Annotated in this window: 13 protein-coding genes; 2 read left to right on the top strand and 11 right to left on the bottom strand. The window is 51.2% G+C overall.

Annotated features, from left to right (window positions below; all coding sequences use genetic code 11):
- Positions 1-65: 65 nt before the first annotated feature.
- Positions 66-950 (top strand): LysR family transcriptional regulator, encoded by an 885-nt coding sequence (locus ACFVSO_RS10515; protein ID WP_387472984.1) that lies wholly within the window; start codon positions 66-68, stop codon positions 948-950.
- On the opposite strand, the gene ACFVSO_RS10520 is transcribed toward ACFVSO_RS10515, so the two are convergent.
- The 3 genes from ACFVSO_RS10520 to ACFVSO_RS10530 all read right to left on the bottom strand — a co-directional run bounded on the left by ACFVSO_RS10520 (position 947) and on the right by ACFVSO_RS10530 (position 2,488).
- Complete coding sequence (locus ACFVSO_RS10520) at positions 947-1,402, bottom strand: GNAT family N-acetyltransferase (protein ID WP_387472986.1); 456 nt, start codon at positions 1,400-1,402, stop codon at positions 947-949. The genes ACFVSO_RS10515 and ACFVSO_RS10520 overlap by 4 nt on opposite strands.
- Positions 1,402-1,923 carry a hypothetical protein gene (locus ACFVSO_RS10525; RefSeq protein WP_387472988.1) on the bottom strand — a complete coding sequence of 174 codons (522 nt, stop codon included), beginning with the start codon at positions 1,921-1,923 and terminating at the stop codon, positions 1,402-1,404. Before ACFVSO_RS10525 ends, ACFVSO_RS10520 begins: the two co-directional genes overlap by 1 nt.
- Positions 1,924-2,011: 88 nt before the next feature.
- Positions 2,012-2,488 carry a GNAT family N-acetyltransferase gene (locus ACFVSO_RS10530; protein WP_387472990.1) on the bottom strand — a complete coding sequence of 159 codons (477 nt, stop codon included), beginning with the start codon at positions 2,486-2,488 and terminating at the stop codon, positions 2,012-2,014.
- A gap of 165 nt (positions 2,489-2,653) precedes the next feature.
- Between ACFVSO_RS10530 and ACFVSO_RS10535 the strand changes: the two genes are divergently transcribed.
- Positions 2,654-3,196: an NADPH-dependent FMN reductase gene (locus ACFVSO_RS10535; protein ID WP_387474247.1), complete on the top strand. Its 543-nt coding sequence runs from the start codon at positions 2,654-2,656 to the stop codon at positions 3,194-3,196.
- Positions 3,197-3,263: 67 nt separating this feature from the next.
- Here ACFVSO_RS10535 and ACFVSO_RS10540 read toward each other — a convergent pair whose 3' ends face one another.
- The 8 genes from ACFVSO_RS10540 to ACFVSO_RS10575 form a co-directional block, all read right to left on the bottom strand.
- Positions 3,264-4,958, bottom strand: a complete 1,695-nt coding sequence (locus tag ACFVSO_RS10540) for a TolB-like translocation protein (RefSeq protein ID WP_387472992.1) — start codon at positions 4,956-4,958, stop codon at positions 3,264-3,266.
- A gap of 159 nt (positions 4,959-5,117) precedes the next feature.
- Positions 5,118-6,407 carry an MFS transporter gene (locus ACFVSO_RS10545; protein ID WP_387472994.1) on the bottom strand — a complete coding sequence of 430 codons (1,290 nt, stop codon included), beginning with the start codon at positions 6,405-6,407 and terminating at the stop codon, positions 5,118-5,120.
- 122 nt (positions 6,408-6,529) lie between these two features.
- Positions 6,530-8,290 (bottom strand): glycoside hydrolase family 2 protein, encoded by a 1,761-nt coding sequence (locus ACFVSO_RS10550; RefSeq protein WP_387472996.1) that lies wholly within the window; start codon positions 8,288-8,290, stop codon positions 6,530-6,532.
- Positions 8,291-8,342: 52 nt separating this feature from the next.
- Positions 8,343-9,155, bottom strand: a complete 813-nt coding sequence (locus ACFVSO_RS10555; RefSeq protein ID WP_387472998.1) for a carbohydrate ABC transporter permease — start codon at positions 9,153-9,155, stop codon at positions 8,343-8,345.
- A 15-nt stretch (positions 9,156-9,170) separates the two neighbouring features.
- Positions 9,171-10,070: a carbohydrate ABC transporter permease gene (locus tag ACFVSO_RS10560; protein WP_387473000.1), complete on the bottom strand. Its 900-nt coding sequence runs from the start codon at positions 10,068-10,070 to the stop codon at positions 9,171-9,173.
- Between the two features lie 98 nt (positions 10,071-10,168).
- The gene (locus tag ACFVSO_RS10565; protein WP_387473002.1) at positions 10,169-11,491 is read right to left on the bottom strand and encodes an ABC transporter substrate-binding protein; all 1,323 of its coding nucleotides are present in this window, start codon (positions 11,489-11,491) and stop codon (positions 10,169-10,171) included.
- Positions 11,492-11,709: 218 nt separating this feature from the next.
- Positions 11,710-13,317, bottom strand: a complete 1,608-nt coding sequence (locus ACFVSO_RS10570; protein WP_387473004.1) for a response regulator transcription factor — start codon at positions 13,315-13,317, stop codon at positions 11,710-11,712.
- A complete protein-coding gene (locus tag ACFVSO_RS10575) occupies positions 13,310-15,133 on the bottom strand; it encodes a cache domain-containing sensor histidine kinase (protein WP_387473006.1) in 1,824 nt (607 codons plus the stop codon). The genes ACFVSO_RS10570 and ACFVSO_RS10575 overlap by 8 nt, the downstream gene beginning before the upstream one ends.
- Between the last annotated feature and the right edge of the window lie 88 nt (positions 15,134-15,221).

Below are 15,221 nucleotides of genomic sequence, written 5' to 3' on the forward strand. Positions count from 1 at the left end.
TAATGAGAGCTATGAAATAGAGGAAATGCCAATTCTTTATCTCTGTTATAAAGGGGGTCTATATCATGATCAATCTGGAATGGTATCGTATTTTTCTGCAAACGGCGAAGCAAGGGAATTTGACGAAGGCTGCCCAGCAGCTTCATATTACCCAGCCATCTGTGAGCTATGCGATTAAGCAAATGGAGGATGCTCTTGGACTGAAGCTCTTCCACCGGATGTCCAAGGGGGTATCGCTTACCGAAGAAGGCAGATCGCTGCTGGCTTATGTGGAGCAATCCTTTTTGTTATTGGATGCCGGGCAGCATTATATTCGGGAGATGAAGCAGCTGAATGAAGGCGAGCTGCGGATCGGAGCGAGCGATTCATTGATTAAGCATGTGCTGCTTCCTTATTTGAACCGATATCATCAGCAATATCCGGGTATCCGCATCCGGCTGTCGCACGGCAAATCGCCCGATATTGCCAATCGGCTGAAGGACGGGCTGCTGGATTGCGGCATTGTGCATATGCCGCTGATCGACCCTATGCTTCAAATACGAGAGCTTGCCTCGTTCGAGCATTGTTTCGTCGTTGGCAAGCGATTCAAGGAATGGTCGAATCGGACCTTGGCTTCGCAGGAATTGGCGCAATTGCCGCTGCTCATGATGTCACCGGGCAGCAGTACAAGAAGCGCGATTGATGAGTGGCTGAATCGAAGGGGCGTGGAGATGAAGCCGGATATCGAGCTTGGAAGCGTCGATCTGTTAGTTGAATTCGCCATGCTGGGATATGGAGCAGCATTCATCAACCGCTCTTTTATCCAAGAGGAAGTAAAGGCTGGAGAGTTATTCGAGCTTCAACTGGAGGAAGCACTCCCCTCCCGCAGCATCGGACTGGCCCTGCGCCGCGACATGAACCTGTCGTTAGCGGCAGACTCCTTTGTCCGGATGCTAATGGACCAGGACTAAGCGTTCGTTTTGGCGAGATAAACCAAAATAAGATTGTCATTCACCAGAAATTCCTTGAATCTGCAGTAACCTAGCCGTTCATACAACGCCAGGTTCTTCAAGCTCTTGTGACCGGTGAACAATTCGAAACGACGGGCTTCGGCGTCCCAAGCCTCAATGGCCTTCATGAGCTTGGTGCCGATCCCTTGATTTTGATGGGACGGAGCGACGATCAGCTTGCCGATCGACAGAATACCCTCCTGTAGGTGTCCCCTCACCGAGCCGATAATGCGTCCGTCTTGCTCGGCCTTCAGCAAGATACCATCTGCAAGCTCCAGCTCCAGCTCCTCAATCGTTTGTGTAAGCGGCTGGATGCTGTAATCTTGATACAGCTCCGCTTCGCTTTGGTAGGCTTCGATTTGCAGCTGCAATATAGCAGACAAATCTGTACATTCCGCTGCACTAATGTTCATCACGGATTCCCCCATACTTCTAATAACAGGACATGCGTGGCATATCCCAACAAAAAGGCTGTTCCCATCACGATGGCATAAATGATTCTGCCGATAAAGAAAATATTCCATAACGAGCCTAGCTCTTGTCCTGTCTTCCTGGTGAGGAATGCCACAAACTTGCGAAGCAGATAGAAGGTATAGATCATATAAGGCAGTGAGGCCGTGATGACCAGCAAGATTTCATGGTCTGCCCCATCCATTCGTCCATAGATGACTCGTGACATGATTGTGCTGCCTGCAAAAAGGGTAAAGAAAAGAAAACGGTTGGCACTCTCTCTCGGCTTCCCGTCGATATATCCATCCAGCCACAATGCCAGAATGACGGTGACGAACAGATAGACGATGGTGCCGCTCGTTTTCATATAGTCAGCCCAAAAAGGATACTGGTAAAAGCTCACCCAAAACGATAAAAAGGAAAGGAGCAGACCATAACTGATGAGGCGGATAACCGTCTGGTAACTAATCTGTTGTCTTGTCAAATTCGTGTTTCTCTCCCTGTCCGCAAGTTTCTACTCCCATTTTATACGGTATAGGAAATTTGATCCAGCAAAAAGTTGTGATCCCTGCCTACAGTTCCTTCATAAACCAAGCATCGCATGCATAATGCTCTGAGCCGGCAAGAGGCTCGTCAAGCTGCTTGAATCCGTGCTTGGCATAGAAGCGATTAGCAGCGCCCATCGTCTGAAGCGTCTCGAGATAACAATGTCGGTAATGCAACTTCGCAAATTCCAGTGCCGTTTGAAGCAGCGAGCCAGCTATCCCTGTCCCTCTTATTTGAGGAAGCAAATACATCTTCTGCAGCTCGCAGATCATCTCCGACTCCGCGAACGGCGCAATCCCGCAGCCGCCGACAACCTGTCCATCCAGCTCCACTACCCAATATGAAGCATGTGGATGTTCATCATAATAGTGAAAAAGATCCTCTAAGCTAGCATCCTCCCACGCCAGTCCGGCCCTGTTGCCGCCGAATTCGATCAGGCAGCTGCGAACGACCAGCTCGATCGCCGTGTTATCTTCCTTGCGCAAATTTCGTATGATTGCCATGATGTCTCCCCTGCTGGCTGATTTACCATTAAATCATGTATGAAATGAGGCATACAGCCGCATAATCTATAAGTGTAAAAGATTGGTTGAAACGGAACTGGATGCAGCGACTCATCGCTTACAGCCAGCACCGCATCTAATAATGATAATAAGGAGGACATCATGATGTCAAAGCTGAATATCGGAATTATTCTCGGAAGCACCCGTCAAGGGCGTGTAAGCCCGCAGGTAGGCGAATGGGTAAAAGGAATTGCGGATAAACGCGGCGATGCCAACTATGAAATCGTCGATATTGCGGACTACAAGCTGCCTCTTCTTGGCGAAGAGGATGCAACGGAGCAAGCGACCAAGTGGAATACTAAGCTGGCGAGCCTGGACGGCTTCGTCTTTATCGTGCAAGAATACAACCATAGCATCTCCGGAGCGCTTAAAAATGCGATCGATTATGCTCGCGACGCGTGGAACAACAAAGCGGCCGGCTTCGTCAGCTACGGCTCCGTCGGTGGCGCACGCGCCGTAGAGCATCTGAGAGGCATTCTGGGCGAGGTATCCGTCGCCGACGTTCGCGTTCATGCGGCATTGTCGCTATTCACAGACTTCGAGAACGGCACCGTATTCAAGCCTGCCGACCTGCACTTGACCAATGTGAATGGCATGCTGGATCAAGTCATCACATGGAGCGGCGCTCTGAAGACGATTCGTACTTAGTCCTATATGAAAAGAGCAGCACCCTGTATGTGATTGTACAGGGTGCTGCTTGTTCCATCGCTACGAGCTAATCAATGGAAATAAAGTCCGCAGACATTCCTTCAGTAGTATGCCAGTAAACCACATGCCCCTTGGGCGTCCAGGCAATTACCGGCCCTGATCCGAGCTTGCGTGCTTGCTGCTCCTCTCGATCAATCAGCCAGCTGCCTGAGCCTGCCAATGTGATGGCAACATAACGCTCGCCGGCTGCTTCGGACCTTGGAAGCACACGAAACAGATCCATTTCGTCCCATCCGTCAATAGATGCCTTTAGAATCGCAATGTCAGCCGCAGACAAAGTCTCATTCCCCTGCTTCTGCTGCAACCCCTTCTTATAATGGAACGCCGCTTTGCCTCGGAAAAATGCTTCTCCCGAGCTGCCGATTATAGGCACCTCTATCCTCTCGTTGTCCGTCCATCTCACCGGATATATGAAATACCAGCCGTCGCTATGTCCGATGTATGCCGCCTCCTTGAATTCGGAGACCAGCTTCCCGTCGGCATCGATTACCCGCAAATCGGCATAAGGCCCCAAGCCCCCGCTCGAATCGGTCAGTACCGCTACATGCTTTCCGTCTGGCGATGCGGCCATGCCATAGATCGGCCGGTCCGAGGTATAAATCAATTTCTTCTGGCCGCCGTTTGTCTCCACCCGGTAGACGGTTTCCCATCCATGCAGCATGTAAAGCCGTTCCTTATTGTCACAGTAAGAAAATATAAAGCCTATTCCGTTATCGTTCACTGCAAGCTCAGATACATCGATTGGCTCCTTGGTCAGAATATCCTCAACATGACCAGATTTCAAATCCAACCGATACGCCGGTATATCATGATTATAAATGATGATCTCCGAATCATGAGATGAGGAGCTTGCCGGCATGATGGACACAGCTGTTTGAAAAGCATGCTCGCGTACCCTTTTGCCCCCTGGATCTACCCATTGCAGACCACTCCAAGCAAGCCCTTGATGAATCGTTATCAACCGGCCCTTCAGCGGCGAGTTAATCTGGGATGGCTTCCCCTCCTGCGTCAGCACGCCGTCCAGCTTGAATTCCGCAGCTGACCCTTCCGGCAACTGAGGAAATCCGATGACGACTCTGCGAGGGTCCGTCCAATTCAGCCTGTATACAGATGCAGCATCTCCTGCAGGCGGATAAATCATCATATAGGTTTTTAGAGCTTCCTCTAGGGACGTCTTGTCAATCGCACGATTCGCTGCAAGCGTGACAGAATCATTGACCTGATCCAGCGTCAATTGAATCACAGGTTCAGCCTCTGAGTGCAGCAGGTTCTGTATCCATTCGGACGGCAGAGACCAAGCCCTCGCCCGCTCTTCACCAGGCAAGATCAGGTATACCTTGGCGCTGACATCGGTTGAAGCGGTTGCTATCAGGTCATTCAGCTCCAAGACTAGCTTTTTCTTCGGAGCAGCCAATTCAACCCTATATTTCGTACCGCTGTATTCAGGATCGCCGATATAGGAAGGCTTCGCTTGCTTTAACCCCTTGAGCAGCACTTCTATCGAATCAGAGGCAGTATGCTTAACAACGACTTGATTGAGATGTTGCTCGAAAACGGTAATAGACCCGATATTCGCTGGCAGCGGGATTGGAACAAGTTGGTCATTTTGCTCAACCTCCGCTTTTGCGCTGCAAGCCTGCAGGATCAGGAAGAACAATAGGAAAACGACCCCATACCGCAGCTGTAGACTTGCAACCATCATCCGTTCCTCCTCCCTTGATAAATCCATCATTTTCTACTATTTCCTAAACGAAACAACTTGGTTTAAGGTTGCTGGAATACCAAAAAGCAGCCATCCGTCAAGAATGGCTGCTTTTTTCCTATCCGCCTGCAGGTTGCCTGGACAGCGTAACGCAACCTGCTATTTGGATGATCTGGATGACCAGAACATAACCGGTATAAGCAGCAGAGACAACAATCCCCCTGCCAAAGCAAGTGTCGCATAGCTGGATTGCGCTACGATCATGCCCGATAACATGCCCCCGGAAGCACCGGCGAGTGCAATCAGCACATCTACCGTGCCTTGTGTCTTCGCTCTGGTCGCTTGGCTAGTGGAATCGACAATGAGGGCTGTTCCGCTAATGAGTCCCAGATTCCAGCCAAGACCCAGCAGCGCTAGTGCCGTGATTAGCGACAACATGGAATCTGCTGGACCGAATGCTGCGAGCAGTCCGGATGCAAGCAAGACGACGCCGGACGCGCAAGCCATCTTGATTCTTCCGATGCGATCAATCAGCATACCGGTGAAGAGCGACGGCAGGTACATCGCGCCCACATGGATGCCGATGACGATGCCCACTTCGCCGAGTCCGTGGCCATGATGAGTCATATGGATCGGTGTCATGGTCATGATGGCGACCATGATGATTTGTGTCAAGATCATAATGGCTGCTCCCAGCTTGATCCCCTGACGGTTGCCCGCTTGAGCCTTGCTGTTCTGCGATGGATGGGCAGCCGCTTGCGTTTCCGCTATCCTGCTGGCGACCAAGAACGGATCAGGACGCAACAACACAAGAATGATGAGTCCGGCAAGCGTAAAGGCTCCCGCCGCTAGGATGAACGGTCCTGCCAGTCTCGGGACGCCGATCGATTCGGCGAAGTTCCCCATCACACTGACCAGATTAGGGCCGGCTACCGCTCCGAATGTCGTAGATACCATGGCGATGCTGATTGCGGTTGCCCTTTGCTTCGGCTTCGCAAGATCGGTACCTGCATAGCGAGCTTGCAGGTTGGTGGCTGTGCCCGCCCCATAGATAAAGAGTGAGAAATACAATAGAGGAATGTTCGCAGCCACGGCTGCCATAATAATCCCGATTGCGCCTATTCCCCCTGCAAGGAAACCAGTTGCCAGACCGGACCGTCTTCCGAATCGTTGGGTTAGACGTCCCATCAGGAAGGATGCGAGTGCGGAGCCGAGCGTAATCAGAGCTGCCGGAATCCCGGCATAACGCTCCGTGCCAAGCATATCTTGCGCGAGCAGCGCGCCTACGGTCACGCCTGCCGCAAGTCCCGCACCACCGAATAATTGAGAACATACAACAATGGCTAGCGTGCGCTTGTAGAGCTGCTGCTGCTTGCCGGGAGTTGTCCACTCCTGGAGCTTCCCGGCCTTGCTTTCTTGATCGACTTTCGTGTTGGCTTGAATATGCATGGACTCGAGTCCTCCTCCTATTCTATCGTGTATTATGGGGGATTGGCCTATATAGTTCAATAGAAAAAAAAGACCGCACACGAGGGCGCGGTCCACAGTCTTACCTGAAGCACAATGAATGGCTACGGCTTATTCAATTCCTTGATGGCGTCAAGCGGAACCTTAAGATCGCGGTTCTCCGCAAGCAAGCCATTCACTTCTTGCTGAACATCGGTAATTTGCGTATAGCAGTAGCCGACAATATAGTCTGTCGCCTTAACCGCCTCATGAAGTTCCTTCAGCCGATTCAGATAGGACTCCTCCGTCGCTTCCTGATTGCCATAGCCCCATCCTGCATCGTTCTTGAAAGCGACGCCTCCGAATTCACTCAGGATGACCGGCTGCCCCTTATACTGATATCCGTCCGCATAAGCGTATTTCCTGTTGTTGAAGGCAATCCGGTTGTGAACAATGTTTTCCTTGTCACTGTAGCGCTGGCGGAATTCATCGCCGCTCTCCACATAATCGTGAAGCGTCAGAATATCGGAGACCGTATGCTCCCATCCGTCGTTAGAGACGACCAGGCGCATCGGATCAAAGGATTTGGTCAGGTGGTAGATTGATTCCGTGAATGCTTGCTGCCTGCGGTCCTTGGCCACATTCATGATGCCCCATGACTCGTTGAACGGCACCCACGTAATGATCGAGGGATGATTGTAATATTGGCGCACAATATCCATCCATTCACTGGTAAACCTCTGAATGGCATCATCATTAAATTCGAAGGTCGCCGCCATCTCCGACCAGACCAGCAAGCCGAGCACATCGCACCAATACAGAAAGCGCGGGTCCTCCACCTTCATATGCTTGCGTACTCCATTATAACCCATCGCAAGCATCGCATGAATGTCCTTCAGAATCGCTTCCTCCGACGGCGGCGTGAGATGGCTCTCCGGCCAATAGCCTTGATCCAGCAGCAGCCTCTGGTAAATCGGTTCATTGTTCAGCAGAATCTGTCCGTCCCTGGTCGAAATCTTTCTCATACCAAAGTAAGAATAGACATGGTCCAGCTTCTCATTCCCCTTGTACAGAACAAATTCGATATCGTACAAATGAGGAGTCGCCGGCGTCCAGTAGCTCATCTTCCACGGGCCGTTCTGCTCATGCAGCAGATCGACATCGAGCTGAAGCCAAGGACGATCAATCGCCAGGCTCAGCTGCTTCATGCGATTTCCTTTCAGGCTGATGATAGCCTCCAGACGGATATCTCCAGAGGTCAGATCGCCTTGAACCTGATATTCCAGCCTCAGGCTGCGCGTGTCGATATCCGGTGTCATTTTGACCGCTTGGATATGTACCGGATTCACATATTCCAGCCACACGGATTGCCAGATGCCAGTCGTCTGGACATAGAAGCATTCGAAGCTGTCCTTCGTCCAGCGCTGCTTGCCGCGCGGCTGGGCGGCGTCCATGCTGTCTTCGGCCTTAACCGTCACACTGTTGCTTCCTCCATATACCACATATGGCGTAATATCAAAGGAAAAGGCGCTATAACCGCCTTGATGCAGACCGACATACCGGCCATTCACCCATACCTTCGAGATGTAATCCACAGCCTGGAAGTGAAGGATAACGGACTTCCCTGCTTGTTCAACCGGAACCTCCATTGTCCGTTGATACCATACATAACGATGGTGGTCGTGCTCGTTAATTCCGCTTGCTTCGGTCTCATACGTGAACGGCACGATTATCGTACGGTCACCGCCGAATTGCGACGGCCACTCCTCGCTTTCACCGATATTGGTGTCATCGAAGCCGAACGCCCATTCCCCATTCAAATTCGTCCATTCATCCCTGACGAACTGCGGCCGAGGATAATCTTTGATATATCTGCTCGTTGTCATAGTCGCATCCTGCACTCCTTTGTCGTAGTCAATCTATCCAAGCAGCAATCCGTTATCCCTTCACCCCGGTCATGGCCACCCCTTGCACGATATGGCGCTGCAAAAGAATGAAGACAATCATGGTAGGAATCGCCGCTATCGCGCTCGCTGTCATAATGGTATTCACATGCAGCACGTTGTTCGCCAGGAAGGTCGGCAGCCCTGTCGCGAGCACCATGCTTTCCTGCGTGTTGATAGCGATATAAGGCCAGATAAAGTTGTTCCATGACATGATGAAATAAAAAATACCGATCGAAATCATAGCCGAGCGCGTCAGCGGTACGTAAATCGACCACCACATGCGCAGATCCTTGCAGCCGTCTATTTGCGCTGCCTCCTTATAATCCTTCGGTAGTCCGTCCATGAACTGCTTGATCAGGATCAGTCCCAGTGGATTGGTCAGGCTTGGCAGAATGATTCCCCATATATTGTCCAGCAATTGAATGTTCAGCACCGTCTCATATAGCGGAATAAGCATAGCCTCCGTCGGAATCAGAAGCCCGGATACGCATAAGAGAAACCAGAAGCCTTTGGTTTTGAATTTCTTCCGTGAAAATGCAAATCCAGCCAGCGAGCTAATTACAATCGTAATAACGGTCGTAATCACACCGATAACCAGGCTGTTCCAGGTCCATGTTAGAATCTGGGATTCTGTCAATACCTTGGCATAGTTGCTAAGCGTCAGATCCGAGAAATCAATCCATTCTTTGATCGTGATGGCGGATACGCCCTCAGGTTTGAAGGAAACAACGAACATCCAGACTAGAGGAATCACAAACACGACGGCCAACAGCAAAGTCAATAAGTAGATGAAGATACGTGCCATACGCATTCCCTCCTTCTAATCTGTCTTGCGATTCATGAACATGTATTGAACGGCTGCGACTAGCAGCATAAAGATGCAGAACATAGTGGATTGTGCGGCCGCTAGACCGAACATATCCTTTTTGAACCCGGTTACGTAGATATAGCGAATAATCGTATTCGTCGCATCGCCTGGACCGCCGTTCGTCATAATTTGCACTTGGCCGAACAGCTTCAGGCCAGCGATAATCTGGAAGAAGATCTGAATCTTCATGACGGGCATTAATCCAGGGAGCGTAATATAACGAAACTTATGGAAGGCCGATGCGCCGTCGATATCCGCCGCTTCATACAGGTCAGGCGATATCTCTTGCAGCCCTGCCAAGAACAGCACCATAACAAATCCGACCGTCCACCATACGGTAGCGATGACGATCGACCACCATGCCGCCCCGGGACTTGTCAGCCAATGGACGGACGGCAAGCCAAGCGAATCCAAAATGACGTTCAGAAGCCCGTTTTTCGAATCGAACATTCGCAGCCAGATAAAGCTGATCACCGAAACGGAGAGCACATAAGGTAAAAAGTAGATCGATCGGAAGGTTGTCTGTAGCGGGATCTTTCTCTGAACCAATAGGGCTAACAGCAAACCCAGCGCAATAATGATCGGCACGATCAACAGCACGAAATAAAAACTGTTCCATAGATAATGAAAGAAGTCGCCGCCTGTCAGCAGCTTCTTATAGTTGCTAAGGCCAACGTACTTCTGCATGCCGAGAATGCCCCATGAATGAAAGCTGATCCATACTCCTCTCAGCAGCGGCCAAATATAAAAGAGTAGCAGCGGGATTAGGAACGGCGCCAAAAAGGCAAGCGCCGACAGTTCAAGCTTCATGTATTTCTTCCATCCGGCGCTGGCAGCTTGCTGAACTTTCACGGTTATCCTCCTCCAATGGCGGCAAGCCGTATCTGTCTCTGTAAGATAAAGCTGTGGAACGGCATCCTTAGCGATGCAATTCCACAGCGGTCAATCGATTAGTTTTGAACGATTTCGTTAATTTCCTTCTCCATGCCTTTCAAGCCTTCCTCAGGCGTGATCGTCTTGAAGATGATGCCTTGCAGAACTTCCTTCACAACGGTATCGATTGCGTTGTATTGGTCGGTCTTCGGCGCGTATTTAACGGTTTGCTGGGACTTGATGAATTCCTCGCGGTATGGCTGGCTCAAGTACTCGTCGCTTGCAATAACAGCTTTGCCCGCTGGCACATGTCCCGCTTGGCCCCAAGTCTTGCCGCCTTCCATCGTGAAGTACTTCATAAATTTCATTGCCGCTACCTTCTTCTCATCCGTTACATACTCCGGAATGACCAGCGTATGCGATCCGGACCAATGAGACTCACTGCCGAAGAAAGCAGGAATGGAAGTAATGCCGACATTGAGGCCTTCTTCGCCCAGATGCCAACCGGCTTCCCATACGCCGCCAAACCAGGTTGCAGCTTTGCCGCTGTGGAAGGTATCCCAAGGCGTCTTGTCGTTAATATCGCTGAGGCCTTGATCATACAGATCCAGGTAAAAATTCAGCACGCTAAGCGCTTGTTCATTGTTAATAGCCGCTTGGCTCAGATCATCGGTCAAGATGCTGCCGCCTGCTTGATAATAGAGGTTGTAGAACGGCTCATGGAAGTAAGGCGTATTGACGCCGAATGGCGTAACATCAGGCACCTTGCTCTTGATCTCGGACAGGAATTGCTTGAAGCCTTCCGGCGAGATGTCATTGAACTTCGGAGTGCCGTCTTCGTTCAGCAGCCCGGCTTGCTCCAGCAAGTCCTTATTGTAGTAGAACATGTGGAAATGCGTGTCGAGCGGTACGGCGTATGGCTTGCCGTCGTAGCTGACGCTCTCGACATTCGCGTCTGTAATTTCTGTGAAGTTGAAATCGGCTTGACCTGCAAGCTCTTCGAGCGGGCTAAGCTGGCCTGCCTTAACAAACGGAGCCAGACGGTCAGCATGTGCGACAGCTACGTCCGGGCCTTTGCCCGAAGCCAGCGCGGTGCCGAACTTGGCGTAATATTCGTTGGATTCCAGTCTTAGCGTCTTGACCGTCACTTCGTTCTGCGACTCATTGAATCCGCTCACAATCTGATCGACGAAGTCGCCTTCGCCGCCGCCGAACAAATTCCAGAACGTAATCTCGACCGGTTGGCCGGATTCACCGCCGTCCGAGCCGCTGTTCGAAGCGGTCGGCGACGGACTGCTCGTATTCGCCGGCTTGTTGCCGTTGCCTGAGCAGCCCGCCAATACGAGCATGACTGCAAGCGATGTCAGAAGCATGTTGACCCATCTTTTGTTTCTTGCCATGGATGTACCCCTTTTCCTTATCGAATTCGGACGCGAGTCAGCGCTTTGTCTCATGATGTAAGCGCGTTCACCGCGTTCCTGTATCCATCATAAGGGTTGAACTGTCATACAGAAACGTTAGGATCAACGGTGTCTGTCGTAAAATATGATGGAATAAAAAACCGCACGAATCCTGCTATCGATCCGTGCGGTGGAATATGTATCGGCAGGTGTCAAATCTACAGATGCGATGCCGCATGAACGGCTTCCCGATACTCGCTGGGCGTCACGCCAGTCATTTTTTTGAATAGCTTGGAGAAGTATTTCGAGTCCGGGATGCCTACCCTCTGGCTAATCTCGCCGCTTCTCAGCTCCGTGCCGCGCAGCAGCGACTTGGCGCGGTCGATGCGCACTCTTGTAATGTAGTCGATGACCCCTTCTCCCGTCTCTTTCTTGAACAGGTTGGCCAAATAATTTTTGCTAAGGTGGACATGCTCACTTAAAATTTGCAAGGAGAGCTCTTGATCATAATGCTGGTCAATATACGCGACTACTTTCGGAATAGAGCCTTGGTCGCTGGTATAGACGCTTCGCACCTTCATAATAAGTTCCTCATACACCTGAACGAACCAGCGCTTGCGGTCAGTCAAGGTTTCCAGCTCCTTAATTTGGTCGAACAGCTCCTTCTTCCGATCATACAGCCACTCATGATCATGGGTTAAGTCGGCATACATATTCGTCAGATTAAGCAGCAGCTCGATGGAGATGAGCTGTGCTCTCTCCACATCGAGCCTCCCCTCTGCATCGTTGAAGATATGGTCGATGTATGTTCTCATCGCGTCGCTGTCCAGTGAATACAAATATTCGTTCAGCTTTTTGTTCGTGATCGGCGCTGGTTGCTGAGACGTATCCTTCATGTGATGCGCCTCTGCAACAATGACGCTGCCGCAGCCAAGAAACAGCTTTAATCGGCAAGCTTGCTCTGCTTGCAGGTAGGCGTCGCGAATCTCCTTCAAGGTATGAAATGCGCTGCTCATCCCTACTGTGGCGGATACAGGCCATGCTGCGGATAACCGGTCAATAATCTCTCTCCCTGCCGATTCGACATCCTCCGTATGCTTGACCAGCACGTTCCATTCTCCGGTGCGTCCTGAGAAAGAGTGGACGCCGTTCAGCTTCTCCAAGCAGATCTCGCGCACGAGTCCCGCTCCCCCGGTATGCAGCTCCAAGAGCTCTTGCTCCGGCAATTGCCGGCAGACCTTCTCTATGTAGTCCAGCTCGATATGAAGCAGAACAACCCCTTCCGCAGAGTCAAGGTCCGATGTTCGCTGCATAACCTCTGATAGATGACCCGCTGAGAGTGTCCCGTGCGCCAGGCCGAGCAACAAGGCGTCAGTGGCGATGGCCTCTCTTGCTTCCGCTGCTGCAGCATCACTGGATGCAGATGGCCGATCATTCATTCCGCGTTCCTCATCCAGCAAGCCTTTCAAATGATGCATCACTTGCTCCATGTCCTGCGGCATCATATTGGATTTAATCAAATAATCAGTGGTGCCGAGGCGAAGCGCCTGTTGGGCATATTCAAAGTCCTCCAGGCAAGTCAGCAAGATCAGCTTCGCGTCCCGGTCAATCATGCGTACCTGCGCGATCAGCTCCATGCCGTCCATGACGGGCATTTTAATATCCGTGATCAGCACATCCGGCGCCAGCTCCTGGAATGCTTGTAAGCCTTCCCGGCCGTTGCTGGCCTCTCCGACGACCTGGAAGCCGATGCTCTCCCAATCGATCATCGCCTTTATCCCGTAACGGACCAAATGCTCGTCATCGACGATAACAACTTTATACATGGCTGCTCTCCTCCTTCATGACCGGCAACGTAATGATTACCCGGGTGCCTTCGCCGATCTTGCTATCAATGCTTAACCCGTATTCCTCGCCGCAAATTAACTTGATCCGCTCTTCGACATTCGATAGCCCGACGCCCAGGAACGTTGCGCTCTTCGGCATATCTTCTATTTGATGGCTGAAGCTATCTGCCAGATCTGACTCGAATCCGTGCCCGTTATCTTCAATACTGAAGAGCAGACGGCCTTCCGTGCTCCGGCATCCGATCCGAATGACAGCTCCTTCATGGCGGTCGGCGAAGCCGTGGAGGACGGCATTCTCTACGATCGGCTGAAGGATCACCTTCGGAATCCGATAGAGCTTCACTTCCTCTTCGATGTCATACACCATCTCGATACGGCCTGTAGCGCGCAGGTTCTGGATGCCCATGTAACATTCCACATGCTCCAGCTCTTCCTGTACAAGCACGGTGTCTCTGCCTTTGCCGATGCTGATGTGCAGCAGCCTGGACAGCAGTCTGGCCATCTCTGCGGCATTGTTTGCCTTCTGGAACAAGGCCGTCCACTTAATGGCATCAAGCGTATTGTACAAGAAATGCGGGTTAATCTGCGCTTCCAGCGCCTTTACTTCCGCAATGCGCTTATTGTTCTGTTCCTGATAGACGGCCTGCACCAATTCTTCAATTCGTCCGACCATATCGTTGAAATGGTATTCGAGGCTGCCGATTTCGTCGATGCGCTTGTCATCCCGTTTGATTCGCGTGGACAGATTGCCGATATGCACCTGCTTCATGGCTTTCACCATTCGTTTCAACGGGCTGGAGACGGAATTCGCCATGGCATAAGCTGCGATTATCGAAAATAATGCGCATACCGCCATCAGAATCGCGATCACTTGAATAACCTGATCCGAATCCTTATAGAGACTGGACCGCTCAATAACGTGCACGACCCGCCAATTATTTGTTTTCAGCTGCTGATAGTTGACCATTACTTCCTTGCCTTTGTAATGGGCGACAAAGCTGTCTTCTTTGCCGCCGCTTATGAGTATGGAGGCTTCTTCCGCTTCGAACCAATTCTCGACGGGAGTAAGCAGCATCCCTTTGTCCCCGTGGGACAATATGTAGCCGTTCTGATCGATGACAAAGCTCTCCGTGCGCAAGTCGCCATCCGCATTGTTTCTCAATATCTCGCTGAGCATCTCCTCCCGGATATCGAGCACAACGGCCATGCCGAGCTGGCGCCCGTCATGAATGTTGAACACTTGCTTCGAGACGGAGAAGACGACTTCCTCATGGCTGTCTGCCGTATCGGAATAATAGCCTCGTCTGGTCGGAAACCAGACAAAGTCGTTGCCTGCAGCCATAGTCTTGGTGTAGAATTCGGACTTCAGCTCGGCCTGGTCGTCCCAGCGGAATATGCCTTTGATGTACATCGAATCCGTTACGAAGGACACGGATTTGAACTCTGGGGATACGGCCGTAAAGTACGCCAGCTTCGACGTTAGCGATATATGCTCGGCAGATGGCTCGTCACGTTGACTGATCCGGTGCAGCAGCGACATAATCTCCGGGTTAGTAATCATCTGCATGACGATATCCTTATAACCCGAGAAGCGGATATCGATGTTCTCCGCCGTCTGCCTGATCAGCTGCTTCGAGGCATCCGTCACTTTTTTGTCGATTGCATTTTTGGTGATGGAATAAGAGACCGCACCAAGCACCAGCAAGGGAATCAATGTGATCGCCACGAGCAGCAACAGCCATTTGTACGTAATGCTGGACCGTAATTGTGTTCTGCCTTTCCCAAGAGCCGCCATGTTCATCATCTCCGCATCTGATCTGTCGAACAAAGAAAGACCCGGCCGCATGGCAGGATCCGTCTTTGCTTCAATTCTGCTTGTCTAT

Source organism: Paenibacillus sp. NPDC057967 (assembly GCF_042887015.1).
In the GTDB taxonomy this organism is placed as follows: Bacteria; Bacillota; Bacilli; order Paenibacillales; family Paenibacillaceae; genus Pristimantibacillus.